The organism is Paenibacillus chibensis, assembly GCF_004001045.1.
In the GTDB taxonomy this organism is placed as follows: domain Bacteria; phylum Bacillota; class Bacilli; order Paenibacillales; family Paenibacillaceae; genus Paenibacillus_AQ; species Paenibacillus_AQ chibensis.
The window spans coordinates 69220-83879 of record NZ_BIMK01000031.1 but is presented as its reverse complement, the minus strand read 5'-3'; the positions used below and the strand labels follow the sequence as shown (position 1 = coordinate 83879).

Below are 14660 nucleotides of genomic sequence, written 5' to 3'. Positions count from 1 at the left end.
AGATGATCCCTTGGGTACGCCGGCACCATATTATAAACAAAAAACAAATATGTTTCTGACGAAATACTTCACCGGAAGTAAGCTTGATTATAAGCAAATTATCGCGATCATAATCCCGATATTTGTGGATCAAGCTTTTATTATTTTAATGAGCCTGATGAACACGGCGATGATCGCTTCCTCGGGCGTGGCGGCGGTGAGCGCGGTCAGCATGGTCGATTCGCTGAATATTTTCCTTGTCAACGTCTTTATCGCCGTGGCCACGGGGGGAACGGTTATCGTTGCGCAGTATAAGGGCAGCGGGAATCAGGACATGGTATCCAAGGCTGCGGGGCAGGCGATTACCGCGGTAGCGATCATATCGGTGATCTTATGCGTGTTCGTGATCGCATTCCATACGCCGGTGCTGAATCTGCTGTTCGGCCAGGCGGACGTCGAGGTGTTCCATAATGCGCGCATCTATCTGATCGGCAGCTGCATATCGTATCCGTTCATCGCGATTTTCCAGGCGGTTACCGGGGCCTTGCGCGGCGTTGCCGACACGAAGGCCTGCCTTGGATTGTCGCTGATTCTGAATCTGACTTACCTGCTGCTGAACATCCTATTCATTACGGTGTTCGACATGGGCATCATCGGCCTGATCATTTCGCTGATTACGGCGCGGGTGCTCGGGATGGCGGTGTCGCTCTTCTACATGATCCGCATGAACCATACGCTGCAGTACAAGATCAGAAACGCGCTGAAGATCGATTTTTCGATCCTGAAAAAAATCATGGTCATCGGCGTGCCGTTCGCGGCGGAGCAGATGTTCTTCAACGGCGGCAAGCTGCTGACGCAAACCTTCATCGTGCAGCTCGGAACGCTCGCCATTACGGTAAACGCCATCGCCGGCTCGATCTCGATGCTGTTCCAGATCGGCGGCAGCGCGCTGAGCATCGCGGTGGTCACGGTCGTCGGCCAGTGCATCGGCAACGGCAGCATCCCGGACGCAAGGAAGTTCATCCGGTCGTTCATGGGCCTGTCGACGGTCTTTTTCATCTTCATTGCCGCGGTCATTCTGCCGCTGTTTCCGTTTATCGTGAATCTGTTCTCGCCGCCGGCCGAGATTGTACCGGATATTTTCAAGCTGACGCTGCTGATCGCTGTCACGCAGCCGATTTTCTGGTCTGTCAGCTTCATCATGCCGTCGGCGCTGCGCGCGGCAGGGGACTCGAACTTTACGTCGGTGACGTCCCTGCTCTCGATGTGGGTGCTGCGCGTGTTCCTGGGATACTTCCTGGCGATTACGATGAAGATGGGCATCATGGGTGTCTGGATCGCGATGGTGACGGAATGGGGCATACGGGGCGCGATTTTCTACTGGCGTTTCCGGGGCGACAAGTGGTACCGGCGGAAGCTGATATAGCAAGGCGAAGCTGGGGATACAAGGCTGCTTGGTGCTGAAGAAGCGAGGGCCTCGGTTAGACCCTTATAAAACGAAAAAGGAATCGCGGTGCTGCTGCGGATTCCTTGAATGAAGGAGAGCTCCTGCGGGGGCTCTCCTTTTGTATATGGCGGCTGCAAGGGTAAGGGCGCAGCGGCAAAAGGGCATCGGGACGACCGAATATGCTTAGTGAAACGGGGGCCGTAGCGGTTGTAATCCTTCAGCGGATGATCCCACGTATTTCGTCCAGACTGCTCAGGTTCTGTTGCTGCATGAAGTCTTGGAGATCCGACAGCAGCTCCTCCCCGGCACGCAGGTTCATGAAGTTATATGTACCGACCTGCACCACCTCGGCGCCGGCCATAATGAATTCGATGATGTCCGCAGCGGACGTAATGCCGCCCATGCCCATCACGGGAATGCGGACCTGGCGCGCCACTTGATGCACCATCCGCAGGGCAAGCGGCTTGATGGCCGGGCCGGACAGTCCGGCGTAAGAGTTCGCAAAAGCGCTCCGGCGCTTATGGATGTCGATGAGCATGCCGGAGAAGGTGTTCACGAGCGAGATGCAGTCCGCACCTTCCCGCTCGCACATGAGGGCCATCTCGACGATATTCTCCGCTTGGGGCGACAGCTTCACGGCCAGGGGCAGCGAGGTGGCTTGGCGAACCTCCCGGATGACCTCCCGCGCGATTTCCGTCTTGATCCCGAAGGCCATGCCGCCTTCCCGTACATTCGGGCAGGAGATGTTCAGCTCAATCATGTCCACGCCGTGCAGGTGGGCTTGGCGGCGCTCGATCGCATCCGCGGTGATTTGGAGCGCGCCCAGTACGTATTCCTCGATGCGGCTGCCGCCGAGGTTGACGATTTTGACCGGCACGATCGTTTCCCAGAAAGGCATCTCCTCCGCCAGAAAGGCGTCGATGCCGGGATTTTCGAGCCCGACGCTGTTCATGATGCCGCCAGCGGTTTCCCGTATTCGGGTGCCGCTATTACCCGTGCGGGGATGGAGGGTGAGCCCTTTGCTGCAGATGCCACCGAGCTGGTTGATGTCGTAGTATGAGGCATATTCCCGGCCGAAACCGAAGGTGCCGGAGGCCATCACGATGGGATTCTGAAAGCCGATGCCGGCGACGTTACAGTCCAAGGTCGCCATGCCAATCCACCTCCTCCGCCATAAATACGGGGCCGTCCGTGCATGCTTTGCGGTTGCCGTTCTTATTCATGACCGTGCACGCGTAGCAGGCTCCGATACCGCAAGCCATGCGCTTTTCCAGAGATACATACAGCTTCGTCGTGATTCCTTTTGCCATCCGCGCCGCTTCCTTCATCATGCCGAGCGGTCCGCATACGAAGGCGTAATCGTACCGGCGGAGATGGAGGCCATCCAGAATGCTGCCCCCAACCTGGACGGTGAGCTCGTTCGCATAGGGTTCAAAGGCCTCCGTCAAATAGGCTTGCTCCCGGAAGCCGAGGTAGATATCCGGCTGCTTCAGCTGCCTGGCGGCATACAAGAGGGGTGCAATCCCGATGCCGCCGCCGATCAGAGCTATCCGTCCTTGGACTTGCGGAAAGCCGGTACCGAACGGACCCTCAAGCCCGATGGCGTCGCCTGCCTGCAGCTTAGCTAGAAGTCGCGTACCTTCGCCGACAGTATGGTACAGGAACTGTATGCGGTCTTCCTCGATGTTATGGACGCTAATGGGACGCGACAGGACGGGAGCGTGCCGCCAAGCGCGCAGCATGTAGAACTGGCCCATGCCCGCTTCGTGAAAAACCCCTGTCACCGTCATACGATAAATACCGCCAGAGATGTGTTCGTTGGAAAGAATCTTATGCATGTGTTGGCTCCTTTTGCGTTGCTGGTCATTCCATTCCGGCCCGGATACGCCGAATGGTGCGAAAAGCGCAGTGCTGCGGCGACCGGCCCGGCTCTTTCTACTCTTTCTTTCTACTATGCCTGCTGTTCAATGCGATGAGCCATGATTCCGGTCACAGATGGAGGCGTGGAAATGCGCGGGGAATTGCCGCTTTTGCAAAATAGGTCCGTGTTATCACCCAAGCTTAGGTATACACCTCCACCAACAGCGGGAACAGGGCATACGATAGGAGCATCACGAAAGGGCGAGTTTGGCCATGGCTGATGCGAAAGGAGGGAGACGATGGCGGATGTGCTGAAGCAGGTTCAGGCGGAGATGCGCCGGTATATGGCGCGGATGCAGTCAGAACAGGAGCCGGACGGCTCGTGGAGGTATGATTTCGAGAACGGGCCAATGACGGATGCGGGCATGCTGCTGCTGCTCAGCGCGCTTGGTCCGGATGACCGGGAGCTGACCCAGCGGCTTGCCCGGCGCCTGATCCGCCAGCAGGCACCGGGCGGCGAGTGGAAGCTGTATGACGACGACGGCGGTCATCTGTCCTCCACGGTCGAAGCCTATACCTCGCTGCTGCTCACCGGGAGGATGGAACGGAACGCACCGGAGATGAAGCGCGCCGAGGCGTATATTCTCCGCCATGGGGGCGTGGAGAAGGCCCATGCCTCCACCAAATGCATGCTGGCCCTGAACGGACTGTACCCCTGGCCGAAGCGCTATCCGCTGCCGTTATTCTTGATTCGCCTCCCGCGGCGGCTTCCGCTCGGTTTTCACCGCTGGAGCTCATACGTTAAAGCGCATTTCGCGCCGCTCCTGATCCTGGGACATATGAAATTCGTGCTGCCTCATCCATCCGGAATGGATATACGTCATCTTTACGCGACGGAGAAGCACCGTAGGCTGAGGCGGCAGCAGAGCATGCGGCAACGGAGTCATAGAAATGGACGTGCGCAAGGCGATTCTGCTTGGAGCAGCAACGGGGAGCGGCTGGCTCTCCAGCAAGCCGAGCGATATATTCTGGAGCATATCGAAGGGGACGGGACGCTGTACAGTTATACGAGCGCGACCTTCTTCATGATCTACGCGCTGCTGGCGATCGGGTACCGGCCGAGCTCGCCGGTGGTTGCCCGGGCGCTGCAGGGACTCCGATCGTTCGTCACGCAGACGGATGACGGGGAGTCGCATCTGCAGAATTCTCCTTCCACCGTGTGGGATACGGCGCTTGCCGCTTACACGCTGCAGGAAGCCGGACTGCCGGCGGAGGACGAAGCCGTGCAGCGCGCGGTAGAGTATTTGCTGCCGCTGCAGCACGCAATAAGCGGCCTGAACCGGGAGGGGGATGGCGGCTGGGGATTCTCCGAGAGCAATACGGCCAATCCCGACGTCGATGATACGCAGGCGGCCCTCCGAACGCTGACGCGGAGCATGCCGTATGATGCGGTTTGTGCTGACGCCTGGATGCGCGGCGTGCGTTACCTCTTCCGCATGCAGAACGACGACGGCGGCTGGGCGGCCTTTGAACGGAACAGCCGCTCCGTGATGACGCGCCTGTTCGCGTTCGAGAACTTCGAGGATACGGCGCTTGATCCTTCGGCGGCGGATATTACCGGGCGGACGCTGGAGTTTCTCGGGAGCCATGCGAGGCTGACCCTGGCGCATCCCCGGGTGCAAGCGGCGGCGGAGTGGCTGCTGCAGCGGCAGCAGCCGGACGGCTCGTGGCACGGCCGCTGGGGCGTGACGTATGTGTACGGCACATGGGCCGCGGTGACCGGCTTAAGGGCCGTCGGCCTTCCGGCACGGCATCCCGCCCTGCGCCGAGCCGCCGATTGGCTGCTGGACATCCGTCAGGCTGACGGCGGCTGGGGCGAGTCCTGCCGCAGCGATGCGGCCAAAGCCTATATCCCGGCGCCCTACTCCACGGTCGTGCATACCGCATGGGCGCTCGACGCGCTGATCGCGGTTTATGATCAGCCGACCGGGGCGATGGACGAAGCCATGGCGCTGTTGATCGCATGGAACCGCGAGGCAGGCGGCAGACGGGCGGCGTATCCGACCGGAGCGGGGCTGCCGGGACATTTTTATATCCGCTATCACAGCTATCCGCGGATTTGGCCGCTGCTGACGCTGGCCCATTATGCGCAGAAATATGGCAGCGTCTAGCGTCAAACGCCTTTTTGCGGGGATGCAGGTATGAACCCTGTCCTTGCCGGCGAGCTCGCCATATGCTGTGGTATCCGTTTTGCAGCCGGGAGGCCGGGCGTTCGCGCCGTTCTACCGTTTTGCAGGCGAAATCGATGCATATGCGAAAGGAGACAATTTGCATGGCTCAGCTTGATCCCCGATTAATGGGAACGTTCCGCCGCCGCATGATGGACCCGCGCTGTTTTCACAAGGTGTGCGGCGTCCTGCGCGCGCAAAAATACGAGGACTTGAGATGCTATCACGGCTGCTGCAATATGGTCGACCAGCTGTCCGAATGTATGGGCGTACAAGTGTCACCGGCCGAAAGGGAGAACGCGGTGCAGTGGCTGATGGGCTGCGGCGTCGATCCGCAAAACCGGTACCACCGCAGACAGATGTGGAATATGGTGTGGGGACGTTAAGAAGAGGAAAAGGCTGCTTTTCTAGAGTGGCCTTTTTTGCTTTTTATGGTGAAATATTACTGAGCTGTTTATTCCAAAGAATCGAAGAGCGATCAAGCCAAAGTATCTGAGATTGGCATTCATACGATAGAGAGCATTCTCATCTGGAAGTCGAGTTTACCGATCAAAAATCATATTAAAGAAGCGATGCAGAACATGAAAATAGAAATCGGACAGCACATCATCGAATGCCATGTATCCTATGGACCTCGGACCAAGATTTCGATCCAGATCGAACCGAGCGGGCTTGTGACCATTAAAGCGCCTAACGGAGCGACGGACGAGCAGGTGGCGAGAGCCGTGAGGCAGCATGGCAAGAAAATTTTGGAGCGGCTTCAGGACATAGCGAACGCGCGCGAAGCTCCGAAGACCAAAGAATATCAGGAGCAGGGCAAGTTCCTTCACCTCGGAACATACCACGCTCTGAACGACCTCATCGAAACGGAGCACCGGAGCGAGGAAGAGCTGAGACGCGATCTGAAGAAGTTTTATTTTGCCAGCTGTAAAAGAATCGTCTTGGAACGTCTGCCGATCTATCAGAAGCAGCTCAAGGTCAAACCCAAATCCGTTGAAATTGTAGAATCCCACACCAAGTGGGGAAGCTGCAGTTCGGACAAGCATCTGACCTTCAATTACCGGCTGGCCATGGCACCGGTTGAAGTCATCGATTATGTCATCATCCACGAGCTGTGCCATCTCACCCATATGAATCATGACCGTTCGTTCTGGAGACGGGTGGGCAGCGTGATGCCGGACTATAAAGAGAAGGAGTCGTTCCTGGCAAGGTATGGACAAGCGATGACACTGTAGACTCTTTACATTCCCGCATTTTTCCAACATACTAGCAAAAGAGAAGGAAGTCGTTGGATGCTGAATCCTGAAGATTCGCGCCGAATGCGGCTTGCTTTCATTATAATCCCGGCACGAAGGAGAATGATCCGATGTTAAGTGAGAAGCTGCTCGCGAAGTTGAACGACCAAATGAATTACGAATTTTATTCTTCTCAGGTATACCTGGCCATGGCGGCGTACTGCTCGTCGGAGAGCTTTGATGGCTTTGCGAATTTTTTCATCATGCAATCGGAAGAAGAAAAATATCATGGAATGAAAATATTCCATTTCATAAACACGCTGGGCAAACGCGCCCTGGTTTCGGGCATGGAAAATCCCCAGAATGAATACGGCTCGCTGCTGGATGCCTTTGAGCATTCCTTCGAGCACGAGCAAACGGTGACGAAGCGAATCTATGAATTGTCCGATATTGCGTGGGACGAGCGGGAACACGCGACGATCAACTTCCTCAAGTGGTTCATCGATGAGCAGGTGGAAGAGGAAGCGACCTTCGACAGCATCATCCAGAAGCTGCGCCGCATCGATAATGACAGCAACGCGTTCTACATGCTCGATGCCGAGCTTGCGAAGCGCACCTTCACTCCGCCGGCTAGCGAAGCTTAAGGAACAGCAAGGAACGAGCTGCATGATTGCGGGTATGCTGACTACCTCACAAAAGGCTGCAGCATGAGGAATAAGGCGGAGGATGAACCGAAGGTTCATTCTCTGCTTTTTTGTTGTCTGAAAATAATGGAGCAGGACCTTTGATGGTAGAAGCAACAAATGATGAATTCTTTGAGAAGAGGATGCGGAAATGAAACTTGAAACCGACCGCTTAATGCTGTACATGCTGGGGCAGGAATTGATCGATGCGGCGGAAAAAGAGGGCAAGCATGCTTTTGTGGTGCGGAGCCATGCATGCGATGGCGAGTGGTGCGGCCAGGATTTCTACGATGCGATTCCTTTATTCCGTGAGACGCTATGCCGAAATAAAGGCACGCGAGGATTTGATTCCTGGATCATGGTGTGCAAGGAAAATCTTGAAATCGTAGGCGGCATAGGCTTTTTGGGGGAACCGGATGCGGAAGGCGTGGTTGAGATTGGTTTTGCGACAAAAGAAAGCTACCAGCAGGACTACTGCATCGAGGCCGCGCGTAAGCTGATCGGCTGGGCCTGCGGTCATGACGAGGTAAAGCGAATCATATCCCGGTGCGTCCCGGATGATACTGCTTCCGGAATCGTTTTGGAAAATTTGGGTTTCCGGGTCGACCGCATGGATCAGGAGTTCATGTATTGGTCCTACCCCGGCTAGGTTGACGGTTAGGATCAACCCGACATGATAGGAGAAAGCCAAAGCGCCGGCTGGGCAGCCGGCGCTTTAACATGTTCCGCTACAGGGAATCTAATGGGCATGTGGCGAGTATGTCCTATTCTATTTTCGAGACCAGCTTCAGCAGATTTTCCGGAATCCGGAATTTCTCGTTATCGATCAGCAGCTGGAATTCTTCCTTGGCGTCGGCCTGGTGAGCCATTTTGATCTCATCCATCTCGTTATGCAGCTGCTCCATGGTTGTATCCAGCTCGAAGGCGGTGTCTGCGGCTTTCTTCAAATCGGCGATCAGCCGATCCGGCACCGTCTCGTTATATTTATAGAAGATTTTATGTTCCAGGCTGGCCCAGAAATCCATCGCAATGGTCCGGATCTGTATTTCCACGCACATCGATTCCTCATGGTCGGACATGAACACAGGCACCTCGGCCAGGATATGCAGGCTTTTGTAGCCGTTCGGTTTCGGATTTTTGATGTAGTCCTTGACGGCTAAGATGTTCAGGTCGTTCTGGCCCTGCAGCATGTCGCTGATCCGGTATATGTCGGATATGAAGGAGCAGGTAATCCGGATGCCCGCAATGTCCTTAATGTTGTCCTTGATATCGGCGAGCGAACGGGCTCCGCCTTTGCGGATCAGCTTTTTCATGATGCTCTCCGGGGATTTGAGCCGCGATTTGGTATGCTCGATCGGATTGTAGTCATGCAGCAGCTGGAATTCTTCCTGCAGGATCTTGATCTTGGTCTCGACCTCCTGCAAAGCGAATTTGTATTTCATCATGAACCGCATCAGTTCTTTTTGAATCATTTTCATTTGTTCAATTGGAAGTTGTGTCACGGTATACCGTCCTTCTATAAAAATGTTTAGTTCATTGTTATGGTTCTATAGTCATAAGGCGTGTTCTTCCTATTATAGCTTAGTTGGTGAGGGGCTGCCATGCGCCGACACATAAAATAACCAAAGGAGCTGCCTGCGGCAGCTTCTTTGGTTTGTTCACGGCCCAATATTAGGTAGACTGACGGAAAGTAAAAGCCCCCTCGCCGTTCTGGCGAAGGAGCTTTTCATGACCATTGCTGTCTAGGCGGCGGGACTTGTCAGGACGAAGACTTTGTTTTGCCCGCCAGCCTGGAGATCGACTCGATGTCTTGATCCGTTAATTGATCGAAGAAATGTTTGCGTATTGCCTTCGAGACGACCGGACGGGCTTCATCAAGCGCCGACTTCCCGGCGGGAGTGATGGTGACTTGAACGCCACGATCCGTGTCCAGCGGTTTCCTTCTCACGAGTCCGCGTTTCTCCATCCGCGTCAAATGGTGTGACAATCGGCTCTTATCCCAGTCCATCGAGTCGGCTAATTCCTGTTGGCGAAGGCTGCCCTCCCCAAACAGGTCTAATCGGTCCAATATTCCATAATCTCCTTCGGATAGTCCTGTGTTCTCGGACATGTCTTTGATTACGCGGCCGAAGATGGTCTGAAAGGAGCCTTTCCACATATGCCATATACGCATTTCTTCTTCATTTAGCTCGTTCTTATTCATGGCAACATCATATCACGGTTGACGTGTCAACCACAACATGTTACAGTATTCATCAAGGTTGACACATCAACCAGAGGAGGATGTTTAATCATTAGGTTGACATATCAACCGGTGGCGGTTTATTAAACTCACATTTCAATGCACGAAAAGGAGATGATCATCATGCACAATAAACCGGTCGCTCTGGTCACCGGGGCTAACAAAGGAATCGGCCTTCAAATTGCAAAGGATCTCGCGGGCCAGGGTTTCACCGTGCTCATCGGGTCACGCAATCTCGAGAATGGGCACAAGGCGGCGGAGAGCATTGGGGCGCCTGCCCGTGCGCTCCAGCTCGACGTCACGAGTCAAGACTCCATCGCAGCGGCGGCAGAGCGCATCCGCAGCGAGCTCGGCCGTCTTGACGTCCTCGTCAACAATGCGGGCATTTCGCACGCGGGCAAGCCTGGACGGACGCTGGAGGAGGTCGGGCAAGCAGGTCGGCCCAGCGTTGCATCACTCGACGAAGTTCGGGCGGTGTTCGAGACGAACGTCTTCGGCGTGATCGCCGTCACGCAAGCGATGCTGCCGCTCTTGCTCAAAGCACCGGCTGGACGCATCGTTAACGTATCGAGCGGCGCCGGCTCGCTGACATTGAACGCGGACCCGGCCAATCCGCACCGCCCGATGTTCGGTGCCGTTTACAGCCCTTCCAAGACGGCTCTGAATGCAATCACGCTCGCTTTCGCTATCGAGCTCGAGCCCACGAGCATCAAGGTCAACGCCGTATGCCCGGGCTTCACTTCAACGGACCTCAACAACTTCGAGGGCACGGGCACCGTCGAGCAGGCCGCCCGTCAACCCGTGCGGCTCGCACTCCTCGACGAGAACGGTCCAACGGGCACGTTTTCGAACGCGAGCCGCCTTCTCCCATGGTGATCCTGTCTCAAGCGTATGATGGAAACTAATCTCTCTTTAAGAAAGGAATTATATTTATGCAAATAATCAACGTGAATACGTCTACTCCGGTCATCTCGGTAAAACCAGTCGTGCTATCTGCCCCGGATCGGGGTGAAGATCTGCAAGTTCGGGTGTCTGCGCCTGCGACGGGACGTGAACTGCCCATTATCGTTTTCTCTCACGGCTTCGGCTCGTCGATGGACGGCTACGCCCCATTGGTCGACTTTTGGGCTGCTCACGGCTTCGTGGTCATTCAACCCACCCACCTGGACTCCAGAACGCTGAATCTGCCTCCTGAAGATCCCCGTACACCGCTGATTTGGCGCCTGCGGGTCGACGACCTGAAGCGCATCCTGGACCAACTGGATCAGATTGAAAATTCCGTGCCCAGCCTCAGCGGGCGCCTGGATCGAAGCCGCATCGCCGCAGCCGGTCACTCCTGGGGAGGCCAGACGGTGAGCACGCTGCTCGGCGCGCGGGTTCTGGATGCCGGCGGCGAGCCGGGAGAGGACCTATCCGACCCGCGGATCAAGGCAGGTGTGCTGCTTGCCACAACGGGTTCGGGCGGAGCAGACTTAAGCCCGTTCGCGGCCGAGCACTTCCCGTTCATGAACCCGAGCTTCGCCGACATGAACACGCCGACCCTCGTGGTCGCGGGGGATCAGGACCAATCCATGCTATCCACTCGGGGGCCGGACTGGTTCACCGATCCGTACTTTCTGAGCCCGGGCAGCAAGAGCCTGCTCACCCTTTTCGGGGGAGAACACTCGCTTGGCGGAATCCCCGGATATAGCGTCACGGAGACGACGGACGAGAATCCCGAACGAGTGGCCCTGCTCCAGCGCGTCACATGGGCTTACCTGCGGAGCGCGCTCGGACTCGGCGATTCCAGCTGGAAGGCAGCCCGGGCAGCTCTGGAAGAGAACGCCAACGCACTGGGGCGAATCGAATCTAAGTAAGGGTCTGACGGGCGATACGGACCGGATGACATACAAGAACCTTCTGTATCGTACCTGCAAGTACAAACCCACACATGCTCTTGAGCGGACACTCCTAAGGTGTTCGCTCTTTTATATAGTTCCCCGTTCATTCCTCAGCGTTATTTTGCCTGAGAGAATCCAGGGCAGACATCCATCCTCCTGGTTTCCTCAACGTATCCGAGCATTACAATTCACCCATTCCCATGGTATATTACAAAAGTATCCAATCAAGGCCTAATATGAAGTTTCCATGGAGAGTCTCTTATGAAATATGATTGCTTAATCGTGGACGACGAAACCGTGCTGGCGGAGACGACGTGCGAGTATTTTAATATGTTTGAGGTCGAATCCGCATATGTGACCAGCGCAAGGGCATGCATGGAATTCGTGAAGGCGCATGAAGTTTCGCTGATCCTGCTCGATATCAACCTCGGCGAGGCATCGGGCTTCGAATTGTGTAAACAGCTGCGGCAAGTGACGCAAATTCCCATTCTGTTCATTAGCGCCCGCTCCAGCGACGACGATATTCTCATTGCCCTCAACATCGGCGGGGACGATTACATACAAAAGCCTTATACGCTCAGTATTCTGCTGGCCAAAGTGAAGGCTGTGCTCAAAAGATACGGGAATAACGCTTCCGACGAAACGATAGAATTCGGCCGCGTGAAGATTGACTGCAGCCTCTGCCGCGTAAGCGTGAACGGGGTGGACGTGAAGCTCAAAACGCTTGAATATAAGCTTCTCTCTTATTTGGCGAGCCACAAAAACAGGGTGGTCACCAAGGAAGAGCTGTTCCGCAACGTATGGGGCGATTCGTTTACCGGGGACGGCACGCTGAACGTGCATATCCGCCACCTGCGCGAAAAAATCGAAGAAAACCCCAATCAGCCGCAATATATCAAAACCGAATGGGGCACAGGCTACGTCCTGGAGGATCGCCGGGGATGAGGATGAAATGGGTGGTCCTTACGGTTCTTTTCATTTGTATGGCGGGCATGTTCCTGTCTCTCCGAGCCATTGGCTTGAAGGTCAATACCAACGTCGATCTGGCTGCCGTGAACGAAGTCGTGAAGATAACGGAAAGCCATTGGGGCCGTCTCGAGCAGGAGAATTATAACGGCAATCCGCTGCAGTTCGTTGTTCTCGATCACCAAGGCGTCGTACGCTACCAATCGGCGGAAGGGCTGCCCACGACCTTGAACGATGCTTTGAAAAACCGGGATACCGTGACGGATGTCCTGATCCAGGGGGCACCCGCCGGTAAAATCATCGTTCATTATGATGATGAGGCCGTCATCGAGCAGAGCAAGAAGCGGCTTGTGCTGGTGATGACGGGAATTTTCGCTGCATTAACGGTATTCTGCACGCTGTATCTTGTATTTTTGAACCATGCCTTCTTTAAGCCGTTTCGTAAGCTGCAGAGCTTTGCCGTGCATATTGCGAGAGGCAACTTCGATGTTCCGCTGAAGATGGACAAAAATAACCCGTTTGGCGCTTTTACGGAAAGCTTCGATATTATGCGCGAGGAATTGGCTGCAGCAAGACAAAGCGAGTACGAGGCAAACCGCAGCAAGAAGGAACTGGTCGCCAGCTTGAGCCATGATATCAAAACGCCGGTGGCTTCCATTAAAGCGGTGAGCGAATTGATGCTGGTCCGGGCAAGCGACGACAAAGTCATCAAGCAGCTGAACATGATCTATGCCAAGGCGGAGCAAATCGATCTCTTGGTAACGGATATGTTCCATGCGACCTTAGAGGAGCTGCAGGAGCTGAAGGTGTCGGTAACCGAGGAATTAAGCGGCGTACTGCATGACATCATCTCGAACGTGAATTTCGATGACCAGATTCGCTGCGAACCGATTCCGCCATGCCTGATCGTCACGGACGCGGCTCGATTGCAGCAGGTATTCGATAACATTCTGAGCAATTCCTACAAATACGCGGGCACACCGGTGACCATCACCTCCCGCCTTAGCGAGGATTACTTGGTGCTGGACATTATGGATGACGGTCCCGGCATCGGTGAGGACGAATTACCGCTGCTGTTCCATAAATTCTACCGGGGCCATAACGCCGAAGGACAAAGCGGAACGGGACTGGGTCTATTCATTTCCAAGTATTTTATGCAAAAAATGCTGGGGGATATCCAGTGTCATAACCGGGAAAACGGCTTCACCGTGACCCTGTGCATCAAGCTGGCCTGAGCGAATTAAGAAACGGTTAAGGATTGAACAAAGATTAAATAAGAATTGCTTTTGTATGATAGGACTGTAATCCGCATTACAGTCTTCTTTGTATAGGACGAATGATGCCGGAGTCCAATATATCGATAAGGGTGATTCGCTTCATGCCAAACCAGTTGTTAAGAACGGAAAAATTATGCAAAACCTTTTCCAGCGGCGGCGTCCAGCAGCATGTGCTCAAAAATTTGGACATCAGCCTGACGGAGGGGGATTTTACGGTCATTATGGGCAGCTCCGGTTCCGGAAAATCGACGCTGCTTTATGCCCTCAGCGGCATGGATAAGCCAACATTAGGCGAAATTCATTTCGAGGAGCAAAATATCTCCAGACTGAACAACGATCAGCTTGCGATTTTCAGAAGAAATCATTGCGGGTTCGTGTTTCAGCAGGTCCATCTTCTGGACAATATGAGCGTCCTCGATAATGTGCTGGCAAGCGGCTTGCTGGTGAGCAGGAATAAACGGGAAATCGCAGCCAAGGCGGAGCAATTGCTTGCAAAGGTCGGATTGGAGGAAACGTCCTGGAGGAAGTTCCCCTCCCAGCTTTCCGGCGGCGAAGCGCAGCGGGCAGGAATCGTCCGGGCGTTGATCAACAGTCCGAAAATCATTTTTGCGGATGAGCCGACCGGCGCCCTGAACTCGGCAGCGAGCGACAGCGTGCTGGATATCATGACCGCCGTTAATCGAAACGGGCAGAGCATCGTCATGGTTACCCATGACATGAAAACGGCTTTACGGGGAAACCGGGTGCTTTATCTTCGCGATGGCGTCATTTGCGGGGATCTCCAGCTGGGTGCTTTCGACGGGGAGCTTCATTCGGCAAGGCATGAGAAGCTGAAAGCCTTTCTTGCGGATATGGGGTGGTAG

At 55.0% G+C, this 14660-nt stretch carries 15 protein-coding genes; 11 read left to right on the top strand and 4 right to left on the bottom strand.

What is annotated here, in order from left to right:
* Positions 1 to 49 precede the first annotated feature (49 nt).
* Positions 50 to 1405, top strand: coding sequence for an MATE family efflux transporter (locus PCH05_RS20850; RefSeq protein WP_127605470.1), 1356 nt, complete (start codon positions 50 to 52; stop codon positions 1403 to 1405).
* A 238-nt stretch (positions 1406 to 1643) separates the two neighbouring features.
* On the opposite strand, the gene PCH05_RS20845 is transcribed toward PCH05_RS20850, so the two are convergent.
* Both PCH05_RS20845 and PCH05_RS20840 read right to left on the bottom strand, forming a co-directional pair.
* Complete coding sequence (locus PCH05_RS20845; protein WP_127605468.1) at positions 1644 to 2579, bottom strand: dihydroorotate dehydrogenase; 936 nt, start codon at positions 2577 to 2579, stop codon at positions 1644 to 1646.
* Entirely contained in the window at positions 2560 to 3264 is a 705-nt protein-coding gene (locus PCH05_RS20840) for a dihydroorotate dehydrogenase electron transfer subunit (protein WP_127605466.1), read from the bottom strand. The genes PCH05_RS20845 and PCH05_RS20840 overlap by 20 nt, the downstream gene beginning before the upstream one ends.
* Positions 3265 to 3585: 321 nt before the next feature.
* Here PCH05_RS20840 and PCH05_RS20835 point away from each other — a divergent pair, with 321 nt between their 5' ends.
* The 5 genes from PCH05_RS20835 (at position 3586) to PCH05_RS20815 (ending at position 8081) form a co-directional block, all read left to right on the top strand.
* The gene (locus PCH05_RS20835; RefSeq protein WP_127605464.1) at positions 3586 to 5457 is read left to right on the top strand and encodes a terpene cyclase/mutase family protein; all 1872 of its coding nucleotides are present in this window, start codon (positions 3586 to 3588) and stop codon (positions 5455 to 5457) included.
* A 161-nt stretch (positions 5458 to 5618) separates the two neighbouring features.
* Positions 5619 to 5900 carry a hypothetical protein gene (locus tag PCH05_RS20830; RefSeq protein ID WP_127605462.1) on the top strand — a complete coding sequence of 94 codons (282 nt, stop codon included), beginning with the start codon at positions 5619 to 5621 and terminating at the stop codon, positions 5898 to 5900.
* Between the two features lie 195 nt (positions 5901 to 6095).
* Complete coding sequence (locus PCH05_RS20825) at positions 6096 to 6749, top strand: M48 family metallopeptidase (RefSeq protein WP_127605460.1); 654 nt, start codon at positions 6096 to 6098, stop codon at positions 6747 to 6749.
* Positions 6750 to 6880: 131 nt separating this feature from the next.
* Positions 6881 to 7393, top strand: a complete 513-nt coding sequence (locus PCH05_RS20820) for a ferritin (RefSeq protein WP_127605458.1) — start codon at positions 6881 to 6883, stop codon at positions 7391 to 7393.
* 190 nt (positions 7394 to 7583) lie between these two features.
* Positions 7584 to 8081 (top strand): GNAT family N-acetyltransferase, encoded by a 498-nt coding sequence (locus PCH05_RS20815; protein ID WP_127605456.1) that lies wholly within the window; start codon positions 7584 to 7586, stop codon positions 8079 to 8081.
* Positions 8082 to 8196: 115 nt separating this feature from the next.
* Here the strand turns inward: PCH05_RS20815 and PCH05_RS20810 are convergent, their stop codons facing one another.
* Both PCH05_RS20810 and PCH05_RS20805 read right to left on the bottom strand, forming a co-directional pair.
* Positions 8197 to 8934: a GTP pyrophosphokinase gene (locus PCH05_RS20810; RefSeq protein WP_246049818.1), complete on the bottom strand. Its 738-nt coding sequence runs from the start codon at positions 8932 to 8934 to the stop codon at positions 8197 to 8199.
* A gap of 257 nt (positions 8935 to 9191) precedes the next feature.
* Entirely contained in the window at positions 9192 to 9635 is a 444-nt protein-coding gene (locus PCH05_RS20805) for a MarR family winged helix-turn-helix transcriptional regulator (RefSeq protein ID WP_127605454.1), read from the bottom strand.
* Positions 9636 to 9797: 162 nt separating this feature from the next.
* Between PCH05_RS20805 and PCH05_RS20800 the strand changes: the two genes are divergently transcribed.
* The 5 genes from PCH05_RS20800 (at position 9798) to PCH05_RS20780 (ending at position 14660) form a co-directional block, all read left to right on the top strand.
* A complete protein-coding gene (locus tag PCH05_RS20800) occupies positions 9798 to 10550 on the top strand; it encodes an SDR family oxidoreductase (protein WP_127605452.1) in 753 nt (250 codons plus the stop codon).
* A 47-nt stretch (positions 10551 to 10597) separates the two neighbouring features.
* Entirely contained in the window at positions 10598 to 11530 is a 933-nt protein-coding gene (locus tag PCH05_RS20795) for an alpha/beta hydrolase family protein (RefSeq protein ID WP_443093736.1), read from the top strand.
* Between the two features lie 285 nt (positions 11531 to 11815).
* On the top strand, positions 11816 to 12499 hold the full coding sequence (locus PCH05_RS20790; RefSeq protein WP_127605448.1) for a response regulator transcription factor: 684 nt from the start codon (positions 11816 to 11818) through the stop codon (positions 12497 to 12499).
* Complete coding sequence (locus tag PCH05_RS20785) at positions 12496 to 13755, top strand: HAMP domain-containing sensor histidine kinase (protein WP_127605446.1); 1260 nt, start codon at positions 12496 to 12498, stop codon at positions 13753 to 13755. Before PCH05_RS20790 ends, PCH05_RS20785 begins: the two co-directional genes overlap by 4 nt.
* Positions 13756 to 13898: 143 nt before the next feature.
* The gene (locus PCH05_RS20780) at positions 13899 to 14660 is read left to right on the top strand and encodes an ABC transporter ATP-binding protein (protein WP_127605445.1); all 762 of its coding nucleotides are present in this window, start codon (positions 13899 to 13901) and stop codon (positions 14658 to 14660) included.

Bases quoted from the DNA above. Each gene is read 5' to 3' on its own strand.
- PCH05_RS20825 (WP_127605460.1), top strand. From the start codon at position 6,096: ATGAAAATAGAAATCGGACAGCACATCATCGAATGCCATGTATCCTAT.
- PCH05_RS20845 (WP_127605468.1), bottom strand. From the start codon at position 2,579: ATGGCGACCTTGGACTGTAACGTCGCCGGCATCGGCTTTCAGAATCCC.
- PCH05_RS20815 (WP_127605456.1), top strand. From the start codon at position 7,584: ATGAAACTTGAAACCGACCGCTTAATGCTGTACATGCTGGGGCAGGAA.
- PCH05_RS20840 (WP_127605466.1), bottom strand. From the start codon at position 3,264: ATGCATAAGATTCTTTCCAACGAACACATCTCTGGCGGTATTTATCGT.
- PCH05_RS20835 (WP_127605464.1), top strand. From the start codon at position 3,586: ATGGCGGATGTGCTGAAGCAGGTTCAGGCGGAGATGCGCCGGTATATG.
- PCH05_RS20780 (WP_127605445.1), top strand. From the start codon at position 13,899: ATGCCAAACCAGTTGTTAAGAACGGAAAAATTATGCAAAACCTTTTCC.
- PCH05_RS20800 (WP_127605452.1), top strand. From the start codon at position 9,798: ATGCACAATAAACCGGTCGCTCTGGTCACCGGGGCTAACAAAGGAATC.
- PCH05_RS20790 (WP_127605448.1), top strand. From the start codon at position 11,816: ATGAAATATGATTGCTTAATCGTGGACGACGAAACCGTGCTGGCGGAG.
- PCH05_RS20805 (WP_127605454.1), bottom strand. From the start codon at position 9,635: ATGAATAAGAACGAGCTAAATGAAGAAGAAATGCGTATATGGCATATG.
- PCH05_RS20850 (WP_127605470.1), top strand. From the start codon at position 50: ATGTTTCTGACGAAATACTTCACCGGAAGTAAGCTTGATTATAAGCAA.
- PCH05_RS20820 (WP_127605458.1), top strand. From the start codon at position 6,881: ATGTTAAGTGAGAAGCTGCTCGCGAAGTTGAACGACCAAATGAATTAC.
- PCH05_RS20830 (WP_127605462.1), top strand. From the start codon at position 5,619: ATGGCTCAGCTTGATCCCCGATTAATGGGAACGTTCCGCCGCCGCATG.
- PCH05_RS20785 (WP_127605446.1), top strand. From the start codon at position 12,496: ATGAGGATGAAATGGGTGGTCCTTACGGTTCTTTTCATTTGTATGGCG.